The sequence below is a fragment of the Bdellovibrio sp. MYbb2 genome, assembly GCF_056175685.1.
Genome location: NZ_JBJKJI010000001.1, coordinates 1,515,203 through 1,534,345, shown reverse-complemented (window position 1 = coordinate 1,534,345; position 19,143 = coordinate 1,515,203). Strand labels below are relative to the sequence as shown.

Sequence of the window (19,143 nt, the reverse complement as noted above, 5' to 3'; positions counted from 1 at the left end):
CTTCCACAATGCCCGCCCTAGGTCCAGTCGCGTCGATGCTTCCTCATTAACTCCGAGGGGATATCCGCCGATAAATAGAAGCCATGTCCATCAAGATTAAGTTTCTAGTGATTACATCTTTGTTGCTGCTTCTGTCGTCGGCCACGATCTTTTGGATCAACCGCACCTCTTTCCTCGATGACAAGCGATCTTATCTATATTCCTCCGCGATGGAGCGAATCCAGGATGCCACGGAAGTTATCGATGAAGGCTCTGGCAAAGTCATGGAACGCCTTCAGACCGCACTGCTCTTTTTTGACGGAGCTGTATTCAGTCCGCAAATCAAAACGGCCGCTTTGCAACAGGGCTGGGGCAATATTCAGATCTATCGCAACATCGAAGGCAATGCCACATTCCTGGATGCTTTGAGTGAATCCCCAAGCCTGCCGCCGGCGCAATTGCAATATCTGCAAAAGATGCCTGAAGGCAAAGTGCAAACCGACGTCAATCTGGACAGACCCGAGAACATGATCGTGTACTACCGCAAAGGGGATTTGCTGATTTACGGTCAGCTGACCTTTGACGGACTGAAAGACGCCAATCAGAAAAAAAACCTGGGTTTCTGGCATCCACAAAAGAAGCAGTGGAAAGTTCCTATCGGCCTGACCAATGCCTCTGATATCCATTCCCCTATTACCTCCCAGCTGACCGGCCAGGGCAGCAGTGTGCGTGAAATCCGTCTGAACGGTAATGACTATCTGATTTCTTACACCTGGCTTCCTCAGTTGCAGGCTTATATGTTCCAGGCCTTCGATAAAGGCCAGATCTATTCGGTTCTGCAGCAGACGATGAATAAAACCCTGCTGGCTTCCGCCCTGATTATTGTGCTGGGATTGATCGCCACCTTCTTCAGCGTGGATTCCCTGACCCAGAGTATTTCTGTTCTGGCCGGAGGCATGTCGTTGTTCGCATCTACCGGCCAATCCAAGCCTATCCAGTTGAAATCCAACGATGAAGTGGGCCGCATGGCCAAGGTCTTCAATTCGATGCTTGAAAAGATCCAAGGCCTGCTACGCCAGACCGAGGAAAAGGCCCGAATGGAAGCCGAACTTGAAACCGCCAAAGAGGTCCAAACAGTTCTGCTGCCAAAACCCAAAGTCGACACGGATCACTTCACCCTGAAGGGGTTTTATCAGCCGGCTTCCGAGTGCGGTGGGGATCTTTGGTTCCATTTCAATGACGACAAACGACTGTTCGTATTTATCGCTGATGCCACCGGCCACGGAGTTCCCGCGGCCCTGATCACTGCCGCGGCCCGCTCCGTCTTGTCTTTATCCATGGCTGAAAACATGTGGGACCCTTCGAAGGTGCTTAGCATGATGAATCAGGTTCTGTGTGACCTTGCCAAGGGTGAAAAGATGATGACAGCCTTTGCCGCTCTTTACGACCGGGACGCAGGCACACTGACTTATTCCAATGCCAGTCATGACTTTCCGATGATCAGCCCCCAGCCGCCTGAAGGCAAAAAGATCAAAAAGAACGATCTGGTATTTTTAACTGAAGCCAACTCCAAACGTCTTGGGGAAAGCCGTGAATCGAAGTTCCACACCGCCACCGTGCCATTAATGCCGGGCGGAGTATTCTTCGCTTATACTGACGGATTGATTGATGCGGTCAACGGAACCGGAACTGCTTATGGAGAACGAACCGTGATCAAAACCGCCGTGGATTGCACCAACCGCGGTTCTTCAAAGAGTCTTCACGATATCATGCAAAAACAGATTGTGGAGTATATTGAGAATCAAGAGCAGCCCGACGACATCACATTCCTCGGGCTGTATATAAAACAGACTTAGACAGAACGAACGGCACGAACGGTGCCGTCCACCAGATCGCCAACTCTTAGAGAGCGGCTGTACATCACTTTTTCAACTTGCTGACAGATATCACGGCGCACTTCCGCAGTTTTCTTTCTTTGCGGGATTGCGACCATGTCAGTCAGGTCTCTTTCAACGATCATCGCTTTTCTTTCAGGCAATGTCGCAAGGATGCGGTTGTAGAAGGCCGTATGAGTCTTGAACAAAGCTGCATACAGGGAATCCACTTCGTACCCGTTCAGAACCTCGGACAGAATGTCAGAAGGAACCAGTTTCAGGTCATCGAAGGTCAGGATCACACGACGCAGACGCTCCAGCTCTTCCGGATTGTCATTGGCAAACAATGCCAACAAGTCCATCTCTTCTTCCGGAGACATGCCACGGATGACTTTCGCCAGAACAGATGCACCTTCAATTTTTGGCTCCGGACGCATGCGCATCTCGGTCAGTTTTTGGTTGAAGGATGAAATCACGGCCTGCACCACATTGTGCGGCAGTTTTTCCACGCGGGAAATTTCAGCCAGAACCTTCACACGCTTTTCAGCATCCAATGAACCCACAATCCCTGCTGTCACTTCCGCTGGGGAATGCAGGCAAAGAACCGCGATGTTGGCTGGCGTTTCTTTGTCCAGGATCTGCTGACGTTCTTCTTCTCGCATTTTCAGCACGAATGAGAATGGATTTGTTTCATCCGAGGACATCTCGTGCTCAACGTAAGCCGCCAGAATCGCTTTATAAACATTGCGAACCGCAGTTTCAGTCGCAGACTTCGTGGTGTTGCCTTCACGCTCTTTCACTGCTTTACCCAGACGGGCCCAGGCCATCGCCGGCACATCCGTGAACACACGCTTGGAAGTGTCCCAGCCCAGGAACTCCATCAAAAGCGACGCATCACCCGCAGATTCGTTTAAAGTGAACTCGGTCACCGCACGGGATGCCAGTTGAGGGTACTGAGCCGCGATCGCCAGAATGTGCTGTTTCACGGCGTCCATATTGAACTCCGGCTCCACCACGGCGGCAGGCGCTGGTTCTGTTGCTGCAACAGCAACTTCTTCCGGCTTTTCTTCACCTTCCTGGTCTTTTTCAGTGTGTTTGTATTCGTGGTTTTCTTTTAGTTCCTTACGAGGATCCTGCGCACGGCCACGTCTCCAAGCCCAGAACATCAGGCCGGACAAAGCCAGCAAAGACATGATCACAATCAGCGTCCACATCTTCCAGGTCAGCTCTGGCAGAATATCCGGTTTTGGCTCGGCCTTTGGAGGATCTGCCGGAAGCTCAATGCGCTTCACTGTAACAGAGTCACCCGCCGTCGCATCCAGATGCAATTTGGACGTCAAAAGCTCTTTAATGATCTTTTCAGTCTCGGGATTCACATTGCGGGATAAAACCACAGAAATGTCAGTTTTGGACTTCATCTCGTGAAGTTTATTGGTGGCTTTACCCAACGTTGGAGCATCCCCCATCAAAGGCATGCCTGGCAGATACTGAACATCCATTTCGTCATGGAACTCTTTCAGCTTCTTTTCATCGCGGTCCATTTCAATGGCCACAACCAGAGTGTAATCCGTCGGACGCAAAATCGTGTTCAAGACACTGCGTGCGCGGGCTTCGTACACTGTTTCAAGAGATCCGATCTCTTCAATGTACTGGGCGAAGGACACCTGAGAAAACATCAATGACAGAAGAAGTGCAGAAAAACGTTTCATCATTTGATCCCTTTATCTTTCGCGAGAATGGCACCTGCCAGCATTTTAAGGTGCGGATACTGAGACTGCTTTTCGATTCTTTGGATATCTGCGGTGAACTCACTCACCACGTTCAGTTCCTGAACAGCCACAAGGAAGCTGTCTTCCCAGACTTCATCCTTGCTCTTGGCAGCTTCCGCCAGATGCTTTTTCAGGTCGCCCTGAATCAGGGTGTGATTCAGAACCAGTTGCTTGTATACAAACGGCTTCATTGCCGCCGGATAATTCGCATAGTTTTTATAGACACGGTTCAACAGCTCTTTGCGGGCCTGACCGTCACGCACACGGGCCAGCATCTGCAGGCCTTCATTCACTTCAGTTTTGGAAAGCAGCATTTTACCAAGCAAAGCCCGGCCTTCACTGCTTAGTGGTTCGGTCTGAATCAGCACATCCGCCACAATTTCACGACGGAAAGCATCGCGATTGGATTTGTGGAAGTTTTCAATCGCTTTCAGATCTTCCCCCGCCGGAGTTCCCAATCGCAGCAGTGTTTTGGCTGCAAAGCTGTGAGTCTGGGCCACATCCCCCACAACACCCTTGTTGGTTTCGGTCAGGAAATTCACGATTTTGGACTGCAGAGCCTGCACGTCCTTCTTTTCTTCAGGCTTCCACTGAATATTGGAAACATCCAGCACATAGATACTGGCTTGGAAGAACTCTTTGTTTTCCTTCATGGTGCGCTCTGTTCCAAACGACGCCATCAAGGCTGCGAAGTCATGCTTTTTCCACGCTTGTCCAACTTTAGAGGAAAGATGCGTGTTCACAGTCATTGAGTGGGATTTTTTAAGTTCATCCCAGGTTCCCTGGCCAGAGCGAATTCCCGCCTGACGAGCCTGTGGTTTCTTGCTTTGCAGATAGCCCGCATAGCCCAAAGCTGCACCGACAACCAGCACAGCCCCCACGATCACACGTTTTTTGTTAGTGTTTTTATTAGACATCAGTCAAACCCCACAAAACGAAGACCCGCAAAAAGAGTCATAAAGCTATATTTGACGTTTTCATCCTCTGAGGATGGAGCTGTCAGACTGGAGCCCATGGACACCTGCCCGATCAGCAGCAAATCAGACATCACCGGAATTTCAACGCCGCCCCGGATGGTCAAATCAATCAAAGACGCATTAAAATCATCCACCGCCAGATTGCTCAAACCCAGGTTGGCGGCAATAAAAGGAGTCGGACGCCAGATTTTTGCTTCCGAAGAACTGTCCACCACCACACGCGTTCCGTTAACACCGAACATATAGTAACGACCGCCCAAAGCGATACGTGTGAACGGAAGCTGCTTGCCCCCGCCGCCGGCCATTTCCATGAAGGACAAGGTCAGGGCCGAGTTCAATGCCGGATTGTTAATCGAATAGTTCACTTCCATGGTGGTGGAAGATTCGATGGACTTGTCAACGCCAGCACTGGGGAACTGATACTTCAACGAAGTCATGCCCATGCTGACATCCCAATCAGATGTCAGAGCAGCATGAGCCGGAACGTACAAAAATAGAAAGATCAGCGCCCCAAGAAACTTCATCAGCGAACCCTGTTTTCGTTACGCTTTTCGATTTCCACGTTGGAAGCCGGATAGCGCATTTCAGCCCCTGTTTTTGGCAACGGAGCCATTCCCAGACGCTGATAGACGTCAGACAGATACTGATAAGCCACTTTGTTATATGGATCGATTTTCAAGCAGCGTTCCCAGGCGATTTTCGCGCCTTCAAAGTCCTTCTGCAGGTACTTGATGGAACCTTTCAACAGCCATGCATTGTTGGAGTATTCATCCAGCTGCAAAGCTTTGTCGATTTCAACCAGAGCTTTTTCATACTGCCCTTTTACAATCAGCTGCTGACCCTGGAAGACAAAACCAACCACGCGGTCCGTGCGATCACGCTCTGCTGTCGGCATACCGCCGGAAAGACGTGGCGAGAACAACGCATCTTTGTAGAACGAGGATGTATTTTCCAGAAGTGCCACACGAAGTTTAAGCTCCTGCATTTCTGCCAGCAGCTCTTCCATTCGCTTGTCTTCAGGTTTTTTGTCTTTGTCTTCTGGCTTTGGTTTTTGTGGATCGTTCTTTTTCTGATCCTCGTTCTGAGCCAGCTCTTCCGCCTTTTTTTCCTCGTCAGACAAAGGGTCCATACGAGTTGCCACCGCAAGGCTTTCCCCTTCGTTGACTTTGACCATGACTTCTTTGGTGCGATAGTTCTGCTTTTCAAAGATCAGGAAGAACACATCACCAAGCTTTGATTCCTCTTTCACCTGAAGAGGCGCGATGCCCAGAAGTTTTTTCTCCTGGCTTTGCACGTCCTTGATGTAAACCTTGGCGCCGTTGGGATAGGACTTGATTGAATACTTACCTGCGCATGCAGAAAGCAACACTGGCACCAGAGTTACAGACAACAATCCAAGTTGCCTCGTAGTTAAGATTTTCATTACCACCATCCATCCTAGATTCGGGGTCTGTTGACTTCTTACATTTTCTAGGTAAGCTCGTAAATTAACAACTTTATGAAGAGCTTACTAACCTTAGTCCTATTCCTAACTGTTCCCCATCTTGCGAATGCGGAATTTCAAGCGCCGGTTATCCGCGCGAAGATGTCCATGTTCAGTACGACTGTATCCGCTGGTGAACAGGTTAACGAAGAGCCCTTAGGGTCCATGTTAACGCTCCAGCCGATGGTTCTGTGGAACTTCCCATCCATCAATTCCCGTATGGGAATCCATTATATTATGGATTTCTCAAGTAATTACGGCTTCACCCCTATTTCCGGTATCGGACTAACGGGCTATTACTATCTGAAGGGTTTGCCGGCTTCTTACGAAACGACGCCGGACGACACGCTGGTGCAGAAATCCAAGCCCGGCTTCTTCACCTTCGCCAGTTTCACTCCCGTGAACTTCAACTTGAATAAAAAAGAATCCACACCAAATGCCGGTGATGGTTTTTCTTTCAGTGCTCTTTTGTATGAATTCATGCTGGGTGTGGGTTACGAGTACCCGCTTCGTCCCAATGCCCTGATTGCAGTTGAGATCTCCACGCGCGAAGCCAGCGGCGGAGACGGCAGTACGAAGTTCAGCTACTCAGGTCTGGGTCTGGGGATTTCCTTCACAACTTCCTATTACTAAAAATAAAAAAGCGGCCCGGAAGGCCGCTTTTCTTTTTGGCGGATTACTGTGCCGCCGGGGGATTCAGATCGGTCTCAAATTTCTGAGCCTTGTTTTCCAAATCCTGGATCTTTCTTTGTAACTTATCCAGCTGCTGCTGTTTACGACGCTGCTCCTGTTGCTCCTTGTGGCGCTTCTGGGCTTCATCGAATCTTGCCTGGGCCTGTTTCATTTTTTCCTGCAGGCTGGCTTCACGCTGCTGATGCTCCACTTCTTCCTTGGTCAGCTGCTTCGAGAACTGTTTCTGCTGAAGCTTGTAAGCGGCTTCGGCATCGTCCAGTGTCACAGCCACCACCACACGCCGGTTCAGGATTTTGTTGGCTGGGATTGACGCCCCTGCCTTGTCCACTTCCGGTGCCAGCGGGTGACTGGATCCGAAACCAGCCGCTGAAAGCAACTTGGCATCGACTCCACTTTCCTCAAAGTAACGAACCACAGAACTTGCACGCAAAGACGAAAGCTCCCAGTTGGATTTCACCAGACCGCTTTGAATTGAATCGCTGTCGGTGTGTCCTTCCACGGCAATCTTGTTCACGCCTTCGATCGAACGCAAAGCACTGACCACTCGGCGCAGATTCGGCTTCGCCGCATCTTTCACTTCCACCGCTCCGGAATCAAACAGCACTTCGCCGTCGAATTTCAGCAACAGGGTGTTATTGCCATCCTTGATGATCTCCACGCCGTTCAGGTCGCCAGAGCCCTTCAGGATATTCATGATCTTTTGTTCAGCCAACAGGGCCGCACTGACTTCCTTGATGTTACCACCGAAGTACTTTGCCACTTCCTTGCGAACCAGATCGAACTTTGTATTGTCGAAGCGGGACATCGAATACATAAGAACGAAGAAGCCGAAAAGAAGCGTCATCATGTCGGCGTAACTGACAAGCCAGTTGGATTCGTCATGAGCCATTTCATGCTCATGCTCCTCCAAATGCACTCTGCTGCGTTTATTACGCTCTCCCATAATTAAGCCGCCTTCTTAGCTGTATCCACTTTCAAAGCACCGTCATCCTCGCGCTGCGCAGGAGACAGGAACGACTTCAGATATTCTTTAATGAACAATGGATGCTTCTTTTCGTGAACCAGCAAGATGCCTTCTTTGATGATTTCACGCAAAGTCACGTCCGCCTTGGAAACCGTCTGAAGCTTTTCAGAAATCGGAATCAAGACGAGGTTGGCCACAACCAGACCATAGAACGTCGCCACCAGAGCGGTTGCCATCGCAGGACCGATACGATCCTGAGCACCCGGCTCACCCAGAGTTTGCAACAGGGAGATCATCCCCAGGGTCGCACCCAACAGACCGAATGCCGGCGGGAAACGGGACATGGTATGCCAAACTTTGATTTCTTCATCATCACGTTTCTTTTTACCACGCAGGGCATTTGTCAAAACGTCTGCCAGCTCGTCGTAGTTGAAACCGTATTCCACCAACAGCTTCACACCGTCTTTGATGAACGGATGGGTTTCCGGCTTCATCAAAGCAGAAACGGTTTTCGGGTCACGACGATAGGCTTCGGAGATTTCCACGATCGTGCCGATGGTGCCCAGATAGTCGACTCTTTCACGACCCAGCATTTTGCGTGTGACGATTTTCAAGGCTGTCCAAAGACTCTTGAAGTTGAAGCTCAACAGAGCCACCGTCAGAGTACCACCGATTACCAGCACGATCCCGTGCACATCGGCGAACACCTTTGGATTCTTTGCTGCATCGAGGATAGAAAATACTGCAATACTGACTGCAGCCAAAATACCTAAAAGCCCCGCTATATTCATAGTTCCTCCGGAATATATACAATTGTCCAAACATCGTTTCGGAGCCCCGAGGGATACTCGAAACTGTACCAAGGCTTAGATTTGAGGGTGTTCCGCAGTTGAGACTAAATTACCTGTTCCGCAATTCTATATAATGAAGGGAACAGGGAGAGTGGAATGACGAGCCTTATTATTGGTGCATGTCTTGTGATCTTTGCTATCGAGGGACTTCTGATCAGTCTGGAGTACTTTAAGATGCAGAAGAATACAAAACTGCAATCCGCACTGGATAAAGCCAACAGTGATAAAGACCTTCTGGGCCAACGTCTGGTTCAGGCGGAACGCGATCTGCAAAGTGCGCGCGCTGAAGTTCAAGGCATCTACGTTCTATGGAACAAATCCCTGGAATCTGAAAAAACCATGCGCCATGAACTGCATGTTGCCAAGACTCAACTGACCTATCTGGCTCAAAAAGTGATTCAAGGGGTTCCGGCTCCGAAAGTCAGCCCCCAGGCTGCCTACTGGGATACTCAAGAGCGCACTGCGGAAGTGGCCGTTTCCAAAAACGTCCACCGCGAAAGTTACCAAGCCAATATGGACTTCCTCTAAAGAGGACACTGCAAGAGCGCATATTCCACCCCGCTCTTGCTGTTTTCAACAAACAGGTGTCTCCCGCCTGGAAGCACTGTCCACAATCCCCGCTCTGAAATCGCCTTCACCGCCACCTTGTCTGTCACCGCAAATTTCTTTGATTCCCCTGCCGGAGCCGCCACGGTCAGACCGTATTCCTTCAGAATATTATAAGGTCTTTTTCTTTCAGCAAACCACACGGCGCGAGGCTCCTGTTCACCATAGACTTTGTACTCTTCGCGATAATCCAGAGGTTCCCCGGTTTCAACGGCCAAAGCCGCCGGTGCCCCCTGCAAATGAGTCAAAGGATAGAAGGCCCATTTTTCATCACGCTCCAGCCAGCTGCTGGTTTTAAATCCGATCTGTTCATACGGTGCCACCACAAAGTCCGAGAACGGATTGGTGCCGGCATCCACGGACAGCCTTTGCGTTTCAAGGCTTAAACGATCCGGTGCCACTTTATAGACAGCAAAGTCGTGACCCTCGCCGCTGGAATAAGCCAGCAGACCCGGTTCGATGCGCACACGGGCTTTGCCGTTGGAATACTCCTGCCCGCACTGCAGGACACTGAGCATGTTGCCGGACTCAACCCCCATCAGGGTGTCCGGTGATCTTGGCACTTCACGCGGAATCACGCTTTGCCAAGCCTGGCTGTTGTAAAAGCCAAGGCGCCCGTTGGCCTCCAAAGAAACAAACGTGCTTTGGTTCAAACGTCTGAAGATCACATCTGACTTCCAGTTGTGCCCACAAACCCCCAATTGATTCAGCATCGTTGCATTGTCTCCGTCCATTCGAATCGGCAATGTCCGCCCGCTTTCGGTGCGCACAAAGGCCATATTGCCGAAAGTCGCCGCCAGGGAATATTTGGATTCTTCGAAAGGATAAATAGCATTGGCAATGGTGGACTTGGCTTCGAGATACGGAGTGAAGTCTTGAGCAAAGCCCAGTTTATTCACCACCCAGGTGTCGCCCTTGGCATTCAAAGTCAAAGCCCGGTATTCACCATCAGAAAAACGGTCCATCGCCGCCAGCATGGAGGTCTGCTCGAACCGGCCGGATTTCACCGTCGCACATTCCGGAAGTTTAGGACGAGGCTTGCTGTTTTCAAAAACCATGGCCAGCACCAGCCCCAGAGCAATCACAACCGCCAGAATCACCGGGACTTTAATAAAAAACGGAATGGCTTTTTTATTGGTCATTTTTCACCTTGCTGCAATCCATCCTCACAAGTCCACTGTTGGAACCCATGATCACATCCTTAAAGACGCATTTTTCATCCACGCGGACTTCGTAGACGCCCTTACCCAGAACCAGTGGCACATTCGTCAGATGATTTCCCAGCAGCGCAAAGCGTCCGTCATAGACGTAAATGCCCCGCACCTTGGGATCTTCCACCACCAAAGCCCCGGCTTCCTGAACATCATAAGTGTATTCAGCATTGGGAACAATCAGGTAGTTTTCCAAAGTCTTTTCAAAGAAAGGATCACGATAAAGACGAATCGCCCACTTGCCCGTTGGCAGCGGAACACGCACATCACTGGTGAAGCGCTTGATTACTTTGCGGTTGGAATCCAGAAGCTCGATCTTCATCAGCTTTTCAACAAAGTTTGCCTGGAAGAACCCCTGTCCGCCCACCTTCAGTGTCACCTTTTTTTGAGGTGGGATGACGAACTCTGAAAATTTGTATTTGGGTTTCAGATTCACGATAGCCAGGTACTTGCCCGGAGGAACTTCAATCCCCTGAGAGGCATGGAATTTACGATAGATCTCGTTCGGGGAATCCGCCCGGAACAAAAACACCGTCGCGTTGGGCTGAGGGCTGCTGACAAACAGATTCTTACCCGGATTCAGCTGCTTGTCCAGATCCTGAAACAGCTCTTCCAGCTTTTGTTCGTCATCCGCCTGGTTCATGTCACCAATACAGGCCAGCTTGTTCAAAATATCCGGCTGGTTCTGCAGACCGAAAGCCACGACAAAGAATTTCAAATCCACATCTTTGCCACTGAGTTCCGCCGCGATCTTGCACGGATCCTGACCGCAGGTTTCTTCCCCGTCGGTGAACAGCACCACTCGCTTCGGCCCCTGGTAATGCTCAACATCCTTATAGGCATCCTTCAAAGCCTGACCAATCGGGGTCATGCCCACCGGTTCAAAGCCCTTCACGATACCCTCAATTGCGCCCAGCTTGCTTTGTCCGGGTTCAATCGCCAGATAGTTGTCCTTGCAGTCCTTCTTGCGGCGTGAACCGATCACCCGCAGACCACTGCTGGTCTTTTCCGTCCACTGGGACATCAGATATCGGGCCAGCAGTTTTTTCAGAACATAGATCTTGGTTTTTTTCGGGCCCATCAACTGTCCCATCGAACCCGAGCTGTCGATGACGTATTCCACCAGTGGAATCGCCGTTGATGGCAGGTCTTCGGCCTTCACCTCTGCAGCGGCATTGGCAGGAATCTTGGAAGGATCGAAATCCATATTATCAAGAAGATCTTCAGCCTTTAGTTGCGTCATCCCCTGCGGCACGGAAGGTTCGTCCTTTTGCTGGGCCGAGGAGGCAAAAGCACACAAAGTCAGGGCTATCAGAATCAGCTTTCTCATCGTGGTTTCAGCATCTTTCCGATATAGTCTTCCATACGAAGACCAATCATGATTCGAATGAAGTTCTGGCTTTCTTTGTAGGTGCCACCTTCAGGGATACTATAAAAGCCATCCGGAGCGTTTGTCGGCGCACCCGAGAACGTCACCTGACTGGAGCTCATTCCCGTACTGACATCCACCGAGAACCTTTTAAAGAACGGAATAAAACCCATGTGCACCAGCGTTGTCGCCCCAAGGGAAATTTCCATCGCCGTCCCGGTGGAGCTTTCCCCCCGGGTGACCCCACTGTCCTTCATCGAATAAGACGGGAAGTAAGTCAGGTCGAAGTACACACGGTTGAAGCTCCAATCAAAGGACTTTTCTGAATTAAAAATATTCGGACCAAACAGATAATGGAAGTTTGCTCCGAGCCCCATGCCAGAACCCGTGCTGCTTAAGACATATTCATCATCATTAGCGGTTTTGAAATCCGTGGACTTTGTCACCAGCTTCAGCGTCGGACGCAGTTCTTTCCAGATCGGCAGAAAACGGTAATGAATCGCGATCATGCTTTCGCGATAAGTGGTTTCCTTTTCCTCGCGATTATAAGACTTCACCGGCACGCTGCCGCCCGAGCTGCGGTACTCAAGACCGATTCTCCACAGAAAATCGAAGTACCACATCAAATGCGTATCCATGAAGTTGTATTCAAACGTTTTGTACTGATTGGCCTGATTGGGTGACGCACTTTCGATCTTTCCCTGATAAGGGCCGAAATCCAGCTGCACATAACCCTGCTCGTAAGGATCCGGTTCGTCCGGCTGAATGCCCCCGGTTGGCGGAACTTCCGGTTCGTCATACTTTTTTTCCTGAAGGCGCGCCAGACTGACCACGCGGTCCCGAACCTTCGGAAACTTGGTAATGGTTTTTGAATCGAGCAGAATCAGGAACTTCCCATCCTGCATGTTTTCCACAGACCCGCGCGAGATAACTTCGATGTCATCATCCTTGATACGCGCAATGACCACCAGATCACCGACCCGAACCAGCGGTGTTGATCCGACAATCACCACATCGTCATTAACCCCGATGATGGGTACAGAATTTTTCCGGATAACATCCGGATTGATGATGCTGGCAAAGCAGACATTGACGAAAATAAAGATGCTGAAAAAAAGATGAAGCCTCACAGATAAATTCTATGAGGCCTCTCTGAAAGATACAATTTTAAAGCTAGCGGGCGCGGTAAATCCGGCCCTTGCTGCGACTGACAAGAAGGATCTGGCCCGAGTCAAAACTGATGATGCTGTCGACTGGATCCTGCACGGAATTCGCATAGACCTGATAGCTGTCCAGATCGATAGTGAACACCTGATTGGCATCCTTCATCGTTCCTATAATCATGCGTTCATCAGGTCGGATGACCAGACGACGACCCTGCCCTGGCACATCAAATGGCGAGCTGCTGATTTCATTGACCCCGACGAATTGAACGTCGGCCGCCGTCGGAGTTTTTGCTGGTCCGTCGGTCAGGACGGCCACGCCGCCGGTTCCGGTCAACAAGGCCATCACACGGTGAGAAGCCACATCCACAACCAGATCCGTCGGTTTGCAGTCCTGATGTCCAGCGACCCCGTCCCACAACGTGATCTGAGCCACCAATCCAGGTGTTCCCCCAGAACGCACGTTGCTGACATTAAAGACGAACAACTTATGCGATACAGACGGACTGGTCTGCTGAGTCGCCACATAGAGGCGTTCCAGATTCTTATTCAGCACCATACCGGAAATTTTAGCCGTGCCGAAGTTGTAAATCTGAACGGCACTGGCCGGATTCAGATAATCGTACATCAGCTTGTCCCCGTTATCCGAGGCATAGAACACATAGGACGAATCCAGAGACTCGGTCAGACGCAAATCAGAACTCATGCTGCTGGTGAACAAGTTCTGAGGACAGTCACCGATACACTTGTTTCCTGTGCCCAAACTAAGACCAGTCAGATCCGTTGCCGGAATACGCAGCGCCTCTGTCGTCAGACCAAATGGTCCCACCCGACCGGTTTGCGATGTCAGCAGGATATCAAAGCTGCCGGACGTCTTCACCAGGGCCATGCGTTTAGTCTGAGTTCCCGTCAGCCATGGCAGATCTTCCATAAAGTTCCATGGAGGATTCACCAAAGTTCCGTTAGGTTTGTTCATCGCCCCATTCACCAGAGTCAAATCCCACAGGAAGTGCTTCGTGAACATTCCCAAAGTATAGGTTCCGGCAAAGACCAGGTGATCAACAATGTTTGACCCCAGATTCAGCGTGACCGGCACTTCATTCAGCCAGTTCAGCGCCAGTGGATTCATTGATGGCAGACTTTCCGGACGTGCCGCAAAGATGTCGAACAGTTTTTCAGCCAACAGATAGTTATTGCGGATCTTCACTTTCCATTCTTTGGTGGCCACATAGTTTCCGTCAGTGGCTTCCGCACGGATCATAAATTCACCGGATTTCAACGGACCTGCCCCATCCGGATCCACGGAAGCATCCGTGTCCTTGGCTTTAAATTCAAAGTTTGGTCCCTCGTCATAACGAAGCTCATCATTCACGTACCAGCGATAGAAGAGTGTATCGTTGGCATTCGGATCTGTTGCCGAGATCGAGAATGAAATCGGTGATTTTTCAGATGCCAGCACATCCGTCCCCGCAGGCAGGAAGCTGTCAATCACTGGTGAAGCCTCAAACGGCGACAACGGATTCTGCACTTTCAGATAGAAGCTGACCGTGTCAGTTTCCTGGGTTTTCAAGTCACGCACGCGGACTCGCACCTGATGGCCCGCACCGCCTTCGGCAGTCACGTCTGTCGGGTACGCCGGATTCCAACTGATGATGCCTTTCGCAGAATCGATACACATTCCGTTCGCTTCCGCACATGGGCGCGGCGCTGTTACCAGCGAGTACTCCAACGAGTTATTCTGTGAGTTATTAACAATCACCGGATATTTAAACGGTGCCGACGGCATACTGGCCGCCGTGTGAGGCATAAAGTGAACCGGAGTGCCCGCCAGATTCTGCCGAGGACTGACGAAGTAAGCCGGTGCCACCACATTAATACGTAATGGCGTCGCACTGGCAGATCGAGCCAGCGCCAAAGCATCACGATCCACGTCACCGTTATCGTTGACATACAATTCAGCAGAATGCTCGCCAATGTGAGTTCGTTGAGGACACCATTCCAACTTATAACGCTGGCGCAAAGTGCTGCCGACAAGCTCTGGAGTACCCACCGGAGTCAATTTCGGCACGGCCAAGTCCGCATTCAGATTCGTACCGTCACCACACTGGGGAACTGAAACGTTACGTTTGTAAGTAGCATCATAAGTGGCAATTTCAGGAGCCCAGGTCGTGCTGTTCGCATGACACGTATAAGGATCTGCCGACACCGGATCCAAAGTTGGATGGCGCAAAGGAACGCCATTGGCATCACGACAAAGCGTCAGCAATGTCGAGAAGCTGCCGCCATTTGGAACATAGGCATCATTGTCATACAGGTAAACATCCTGGCTGAAGTACGTATCAGCAAAAATCCGGAAGTTGTTGCCTGAAACGATTTCGGCAATGGACGGCACCTGATTTTTATTGATCAGACGAATCTTATAGAAGGCATCTGTGGACTGCTGCACATCCGGCATTGTTTTGGCGTCATAGACACGCATTTTAACAACAAGCCCTGCTGTGCCCGAGAACTTTTTCGAATCCGCATCTGTCGGATTCCAGACCAGCTTGGCCGTCGTCTTGGACCCCGGGCCTGGCGTCAGTGCTTCACGTTTTTCCACGGCAACAGTCAGACCTTCAGGTCTTGGCACCCAAGTGGATGTTTTCAAGTCATAAACCTGAGCATCCAAATCGAAGTTCACCGTCTGAAGCTCGGATCCTTTGTTGTTATCCACAGCATAGATATTATAGAGCGACTCGGTAGCCTCATTGAAGTCACCCAAGGTCAAAGGCGTACCCAAAGCCGCGCCCGATCCCCCCGCTAGCGGTGTGAAACTGCTGTTGGTCAGGACAGGCTTGGTGTTGATCTCTTTCACCACCAAGGTGACATTCGTGACGGTGCTTAATGTTCCCCATGGTGAACGCTCAATTGCCGTCACCTTGAAGCTGAAGTTTCCGGAATAATCAGCCGCATTCGGCGTGTAACGGAAGTAACACTTGTTTGTCTTAAAGTAAGTCTGGTCCGCAGCCGCTGGCACCGTTGAACACACATTCGTGCCCGTACAAGCCGAGTTGGCAAGTCCCGTGGTACGACACACGCTCCACTGACCGACGGGGCCTGTTCCGATCTTTTCAACGGTAAAGGTGTAGTAATCTTTTGGATCCAGGGGATACCAATAGTCATCCAAATTGTAATACGGAGTGGGCAGCTTTAAAGCACTGTCGGCCACTTGAATCAAACCATCCTGCAAGTTAGTACCTTGAGTTGCGATGATTGTCGGGCTGCTGACGATAATCGACGGATTGTTGACATCGGTAAATCGCAAAGACGCCAGGCGATTGTTGGCAATCGGTGTGGCCGTTGTCCAACCCACATTCTCGACCCGACGAACCCATCTGTTGATAGTCAGCGTACCTACCGGCATCACCAGAGGATCAATCAATTCGTAATAAGTGTAATTGGCCGTACGAACCCGAGTCCCGGCCGGCAGGTTGATCGCCGTGGTCCCCGTCGCCCGGAAGAATCGGGCAATACCCTGGTGCTCAAAGACCCCGGTGTTTTCCACTTTCAAATTGGCAGCTTCCGGTGGCAGAACATTCACGAACGTATTAATGGCTTTGGCCGGCGCACGATAGCCATCCAGTGCCCGCACGCGGAACTTGCGATAGATATCCACCTGATTCGATGTCCCGCGCTGAACAGAGTGCTCATTCCAGTCATAAAGGCCTGGAGGATGCGGCAATGTTGGTGACCCGGCTACAACCGTTCCAGAAATCGCCTTCACAGTGAAGGCCGGTGAACCTGCCAGCGTGTTACTGGAGGTCAGGGCCGTTCCGTCAGCAATCAGAATTGGTTTTCTCCACACCGGGATTGAAACACTGGCTGTCCCGATCGGCATCACAATGTCGTCCGGAGTTTCAAATTCCATTAAACGGGTTGCCGTGCGCACCACTGTCATTTTAGGAATTGTGATCGCTGTCGTGGTTGTCGGACGACTGAACGTGACAATCCCACGATCATACAAGGCCGCCGGATTCGTCACCGTAACACCCGCCGGAACCGTGGTCCCGATCACCGTGACAGTATTGGCCGCGGCCGTAGTACCATCAGCAATCACCGGGAACAGGACTTCAAGATCACCCGCATTGATGGTGATGTTCATCTTGGGCTTATAGACGATATTGCTGCCCGGAACAGTGAAAGTATTCGTGGTTGCAAAAGTTCTGGCGGCGGTATCCTCGCCCGAACGAGCGAAGCGTACATACCCCGCAGCCATACCCGCAATATCCGCAGATGTATTCATGATACGAATACAGAATGAAGAAGCATTTCGACGATAGGTCGGTTCATCCATCCCCACCATACGACGCAGAATCAGCATTTGATTCGTTCCGCAGTCCACAACGTTGGTCAACGAGTCAATAGCACCTTTGTTGGTATTCGTGCCCGCCAAGCTGAAGTCATAGGCTTCAAGCCACAGCGGATCATTATCCTTGTCCGAAACAGTGTAAGTAATTTGGTTCTGAATCTGATTGGTTCTGACCTGAACCGTCTGATCCGCCCCTGCCAAGCATGGTTTGGTATTGCGATCGGCGGCCGTCAAATTCAATGTGATCGGAGCTGCTGCACCGTTGTGATTGTCCTTCAACGTGACAATGAAAGTGCCGGTTTTCAAAGTATGCAGCGGCTTCCACAAGAAAGTATACCGAACACGGTCCACCAAAATTTCAGGTGAACCCACCTGCGTGATATAAGTCTTTAGTGTGCCGGCTGTCGTTACGACCAATTCATCAGGTGGAACTGCCGCATTGGGCCCGATATTGTCGGCATCCTGGAAATCCAAATAGAACTGATAAGGAGCCGCCCCATCCGGAACTTCGTTGGCGCAATAGTCATACTCGATTGCACTGTCGGCGATCGGATTCACCCCACCCAGCATGATGGGGGCAGAGTTGGTGTCTTTTACGGTGACCTGCAAGTTGGCCAGCGTCAAACCACCCAGAGCATCGGTCACTTCCAGCATGATACTGTTAAGACCTTTTCGTGCGTCTTCATTGTTCGGCGTCCAGCGCACCGTCACTTCACCGGCGTTGTTGATTTCGGTCGGCGCCATCACATTATTCAAATACAGCGGATTGGAACCAGCAATGGCATCCGCCACCACTTTTACGGCATCCCCGTCTTCATCTTTGAATTTGACCAAACACACCCATTCCGTGTTTTCGTTGACCGTCGCCGGACAGTTATAGCTGTAAGTGGGACGACGATTGACGTTTTCAACCAGCACCGGCCAGTCGACACGGCTGATTTTACCGCCGTCCGAAAGGATGACACTCATTGTATAGGGCTCGGGACGACCATCATCATAGGTCGGATCCCAGCGCACGATGCCCTCTTCGGCCGTGCGCAAAACACCTTCCAGCATCCAGGCATAAAACACCTGATCCCCATCCGGGTCTCTGGCGGTGGCGCGAATTTCAATTTTTTTGCCTTCTTCCACCCGCTGCTGCTGCACCTTGGTGGTGGCCTTTTCATCCAGCACCGGCGGGCGGTTCAGAATTCCAAATGGATAAGGCTCGACGGTGACATCGCCGTCGGTGTTAAAGACGAAGTCCACACCGAAGGATTTCATATAGGTCAGGAAATCATAGCTGTTCGACAGACCGTTACGGATAAATCGATACAACAGATCCGGATTGAATTCCGGAGAAATACCGAACAGCGCCAGTCGCTCTTCACGGAATTTGGTCACGGCGGCGGTGATCTTTTGAATTTCATCAGGTGTATAAGTGCTAAGATCGCGGCCCGGATAAGTCGAAAGCAGGTTATAAACCAGCGTCGTATCAAGACTTGGCTGAATGATAGCGTCGGGATACACGACGGCATACCACGGCAAGGTACGGTATTCCATCACCACTTTCAAAACCATGGCGCCCGCAGGGCTCAGTCCCTTCGGCATGATGGAACGGATGAAATCCGGTTTCGCATCGGTGGTCATATCCAGCAGGTTTTTGGTTTTCTTTTCAGTCTGAATGAACTCGGTCAGGTACAGAGAGAACTTTTTCGTGCTGGCCGGGTTGACCTTGGTCATATCAAATTGCAATAGACTGCCCGGAGGAATAACGATTTCACTCGATTTCCCCTGTTCTTCAAGACAGCCTGTCAACCAGACTGTCGCCAGAATAAGCGCCAAAGCTTTTAATACCATCCCCTGCCCCCGCAGAA

Annotated in this window: 13 protein-coding genes; 3 read left to right on the top strand and 10 right to left on the bottom strand. The window is 50.8% G+C overall.

Annotation, left to right across the window (positions count from 1 at the left end):
* Nucleotides 1-83: 83 nt before the first annotated feature.
* Complete coding sequence (locus AC04MQ_RS07350) at nucleotides 84-1,835, top strand: SpoIIE family protein phosphatase (protein ID WP_041577928.1); 1,752 nt, start codon at nucleotides 84-86, stop codon at nucleotides 1,833-1,835.
* On the opposite strand, the gene AC04MQ_RS07345 is transcribed toward AC04MQ_RS07350, so the two are convergent.
* From AC04MQ_RS07345 to AC04MQ_RS07330, 4 genes are read right to left on the bottom strand one after another with little or no spacing between them, the layout of a single operon-like run.
* Nucleotides 1,832-3,565 carry a FliG C-terminal domain-containing protein gene (locus AC04MQ_RS07345; protein ID WP_015092044.1) on the bottom strand — a complete coding sequence of 578 codons (1,734 nt, stop codon included), beginning with the start codon at nucleotides 3,563-3,565 and terminating at the stop codon, nucleotides 1,832-1,834. The two genes, AC04MQ_RS07350 and AC04MQ_RS07345, sit on opposite strands and share 4 nt — an antisense overlap.
* A complete protein-coding gene (locus tag AC04MQ_RS07340; RefSeq protein WP_475391732.1) occupies nucleotides 3,562-4,539 on the bottom strand; it encodes a hypothetical protein in 978 nt (325 codons plus the stop codon). The genes AC04MQ_RS07345 and AC04MQ_RS07340 overlap by 4 nt, the downstream gene beginning before the upstream one ends.
* Entirely contained in the window at nucleotides 4,539-5,123 is a 585-nt protein-coding gene (locus AC04MQ_RS07335; RefSeq protein WP_015092046.1) for a hypothetical protein, read from the bottom strand. The genes AC04MQ_RS07340 and AC04MQ_RS07335 overlap by 1 nt, the downstream gene beginning before the upstream one ends.
* The gene (locus AC04MQ_RS07330; protein ID WP_235046147.1) at nucleotides 5,123-6,022 is read right to left on the bottom strand and encodes a tetratricopeptide repeat protein; all 900 of its coding nucleotides are present in this window, start codon (nucleotides 6,020-6,022) and stop codon (nucleotides 5,123-5,125) included. Before AC04MQ_RS07330 ends, AC04MQ_RS07335 begins: the two co-directional genes overlap by 1 nt.
* Before the next feature lie 75 nt (nucleotides 6,023-6,097).
* Here AC04MQ_RS07330 and AC04MQ_RS07325 point away from each other — a divergent pair, with 75 nt between their 5' ends.
* Entirely contained in the window at nucleotides 6,098-6,715 is a 618-nt protein-coding gene (locus tag AC04MQ_RS07325) for a hypothetical protein (RefSeq protein WP_011165391.1), read from the top strand.
* A gap of 43 nt (nucleotides 6,716-6,758) precedes the next feature.
* Here the strand turns inward: AC04MQ_RS07325 and AC04MQ_RS07320 are convergent, their stop codons facing one another.
* Both AC04MQ_RS07320 and AC04MQ_RS07315 read right to left on the bottom strand, forming a co-directional pair.
* Nucleotides 6,759-7,718, bottom strand: a complete 960-nt coding sequence (locus AC04MQ_RS07320) for an OmpA/MotB family protein (RefSeq protein WP_041577929.1) — start codon at nucleotides 7,716-7,718, stop codon at nucleotides 6,759-6,761.
* Between the two features lie 2 nt (nucleotides 7,719-7,720).
* A complete protein-coding gene (locus AC04MQ_RS07315) occupies nucleotides 7,721-8,530 on the bottom strand; it encodes a motility protein A (RefSeq protein ID WP_235046148.1) in 810 nt (269 codons plus the stop codon).
* Between the two features lie 156 nt (nucleotides 8,531-8,686).
* On the opposite strand from AC04MQ_RS07315, the gene AC04MQ_RS07310 reads away from it, so the two are divergent.
* Nucleotides 8,687-9,118, top strand: a complete 432-nt coding sequence (locus tag AC04MQ_RS07310; RefSeq protein WP_041577930.1) for a hypothetical protein — start codon at nucleotides 8,687-8,689, stop codon at nucleotides 9,116-9,118.
* Here the strand turns inward: AC04MQ_RS07310 and AC04MQ_RS07305 are convergent.
* From AC04MQ_RS07305 to AC04MQ_RS07290, 4 genes are read right to left on the bottom strand one after another with little or no spacing between them, the layout of a single operon-like run.
* On the bottom strand, nucleotides 9,115-10,338 hold the full coding sequence (locus tag AC04MQ_RS07305) for a hypothetical protein (RefSeq protein ID WP_015092052.1): 1,224 nt from the start codon (nucleotides 10,336-10,338) through the stop codon (nucleotides 9,115-9,117). The genes AC04MQ_RS07310 and AC04MQ_RS07305 overlap by 4 nt on opposite strands.
* Nucleotides 10,328-11,737, bottom strand: coding sequence for a vWA domain-containing protein (locus tag AC04MQ_RS07300; protein WP_475391728.1), 1,410 nt, complete (start codon nucleotides 11,735-11,737; stop codon nucleotides 10,328-10,330). Before AC04MQ_RS07300 ends, AC04MQ_RS07305 begins: the two co-directional genes overlap by 11 nt.
* Entirely contained in the window at nucleotides 11,734-12,906 is a 1,173-nt protein-coding gene (locus AC04MQ_RS07295) for a hypothetical protein (RefSeq protein ID WP_475391726.1), read from the bottom strand. The genes AC04MQ_RS07300 and AC04MQ_RS07295 overlap by 4 nt, the downstream gene beginning before the upstream one ends.
* 43 nt (nucleotides 12,907-12,949) lie before the next feature.
* Complete coding sequence (locus tag AC04MQ_RS07290) at nucleotides 12,950-19,126, bottom strand: hypothetical protein (RefSeq protein ID WP_475391724.1); 6,177 nt, start codon at nucleotides 19,124-19,126, stop codon at nucleotides 12,950-12,952.
* Nucleotides 19,127-19,143: the final 17 nt, after the last annotated feature.

Excerpts from the sequence above, each read along its gene's own strand:
- AC04MQ_RS07305 (WP_015092052.1), bottom strand. The coding sequence starts at position 10,338 with ATGACCAATAAAAAAGCCATTCCGTTTTTTATTAAAGTCCCGGTGATT.
- AC04MQ_RS07320 (WP_041577929.1), bottom strand. The coding sequence starts at position 7,718 with ATGGGAGAGCGTAATAAACGCAGCAGAGTGCATTTGGAGGAGCATGAG.
- AC04MQ_RS07290 (WP_475391724.1), bottom strand. The coding sequence starts at position 19,126 with ATGGTATTAAAAGCTTTGGCGCTTATTCTGGCGACAGTCTGGTTGACA.
- AC04MQ_RS07325 (WP_011165391.1), top strand. The coding sequence starts at position 6,098 with ATGAAGAGCTTACTAACCTTAGTCCTATTCCTAACTGTTCCCCATCTT.
- AC04MQ_RS07330 (WP_235046147.1), bottom strand. The coding sequence starts at position 6,022 with ATGAAAATCTTAACTACGAGGCAACTTGGATTGTTGTCTGTAACTCTG.
- AC04MQ_RS07340 (WP_475391732.1), bottom strand. The coding sequence starts at position 4,539 with ATGTCTAATAAAAACACTAACAAAAAACGTGTGATCGTGGGGGCTGTG.
- AC04MQ_RS07350 (WP_041577928.1), top strand. The coding sequence starts at position 84 with ATGTCCATCAAGATTAAGTTTCTAGTGATTACATCTTTGTTGCTGCTT.
- AC04MQ_RS07310 (WP_041577930.1), top strand. The coding sequence starts at position 8,687 with ATGACGAGCCTTATTATTGGTGCATGTCTTGTGATCTTTGCTATCGAG.
- AC04MQ_RS07335 (WP_015092046.1), bottom strand. The coding sequence starts at position 5,123 with ATGAAGTTTCTTGGGGCGCTGATCTTTCTATTTTTGTACGTTCCGGCT.
- AC04MQ_RS07345 (WP_015092044.1), bottom strand. The coding sequence starts at position 3,565 with ATGATGAAACGTTTTTCTGCACTTCTTCTGTCATTGATGTTTTCTCAG.
- AC04MQ_RS07315 (WP_235046148.1), bottom strand. The coding sequence starts at position 8,530 with ATGAATATAGCGGGGCTTTTAGGTATTTTGGCTGCAGTCAGTATTGCA.
- AC04MQ_RS07300 (WP_475391728.1), bottom strand. The coding sequence starts at position 11,737 with ATGAGAAAGCTGATTCTGATAGCCCTGACTTTGTGTGCTTTTGCCTCC.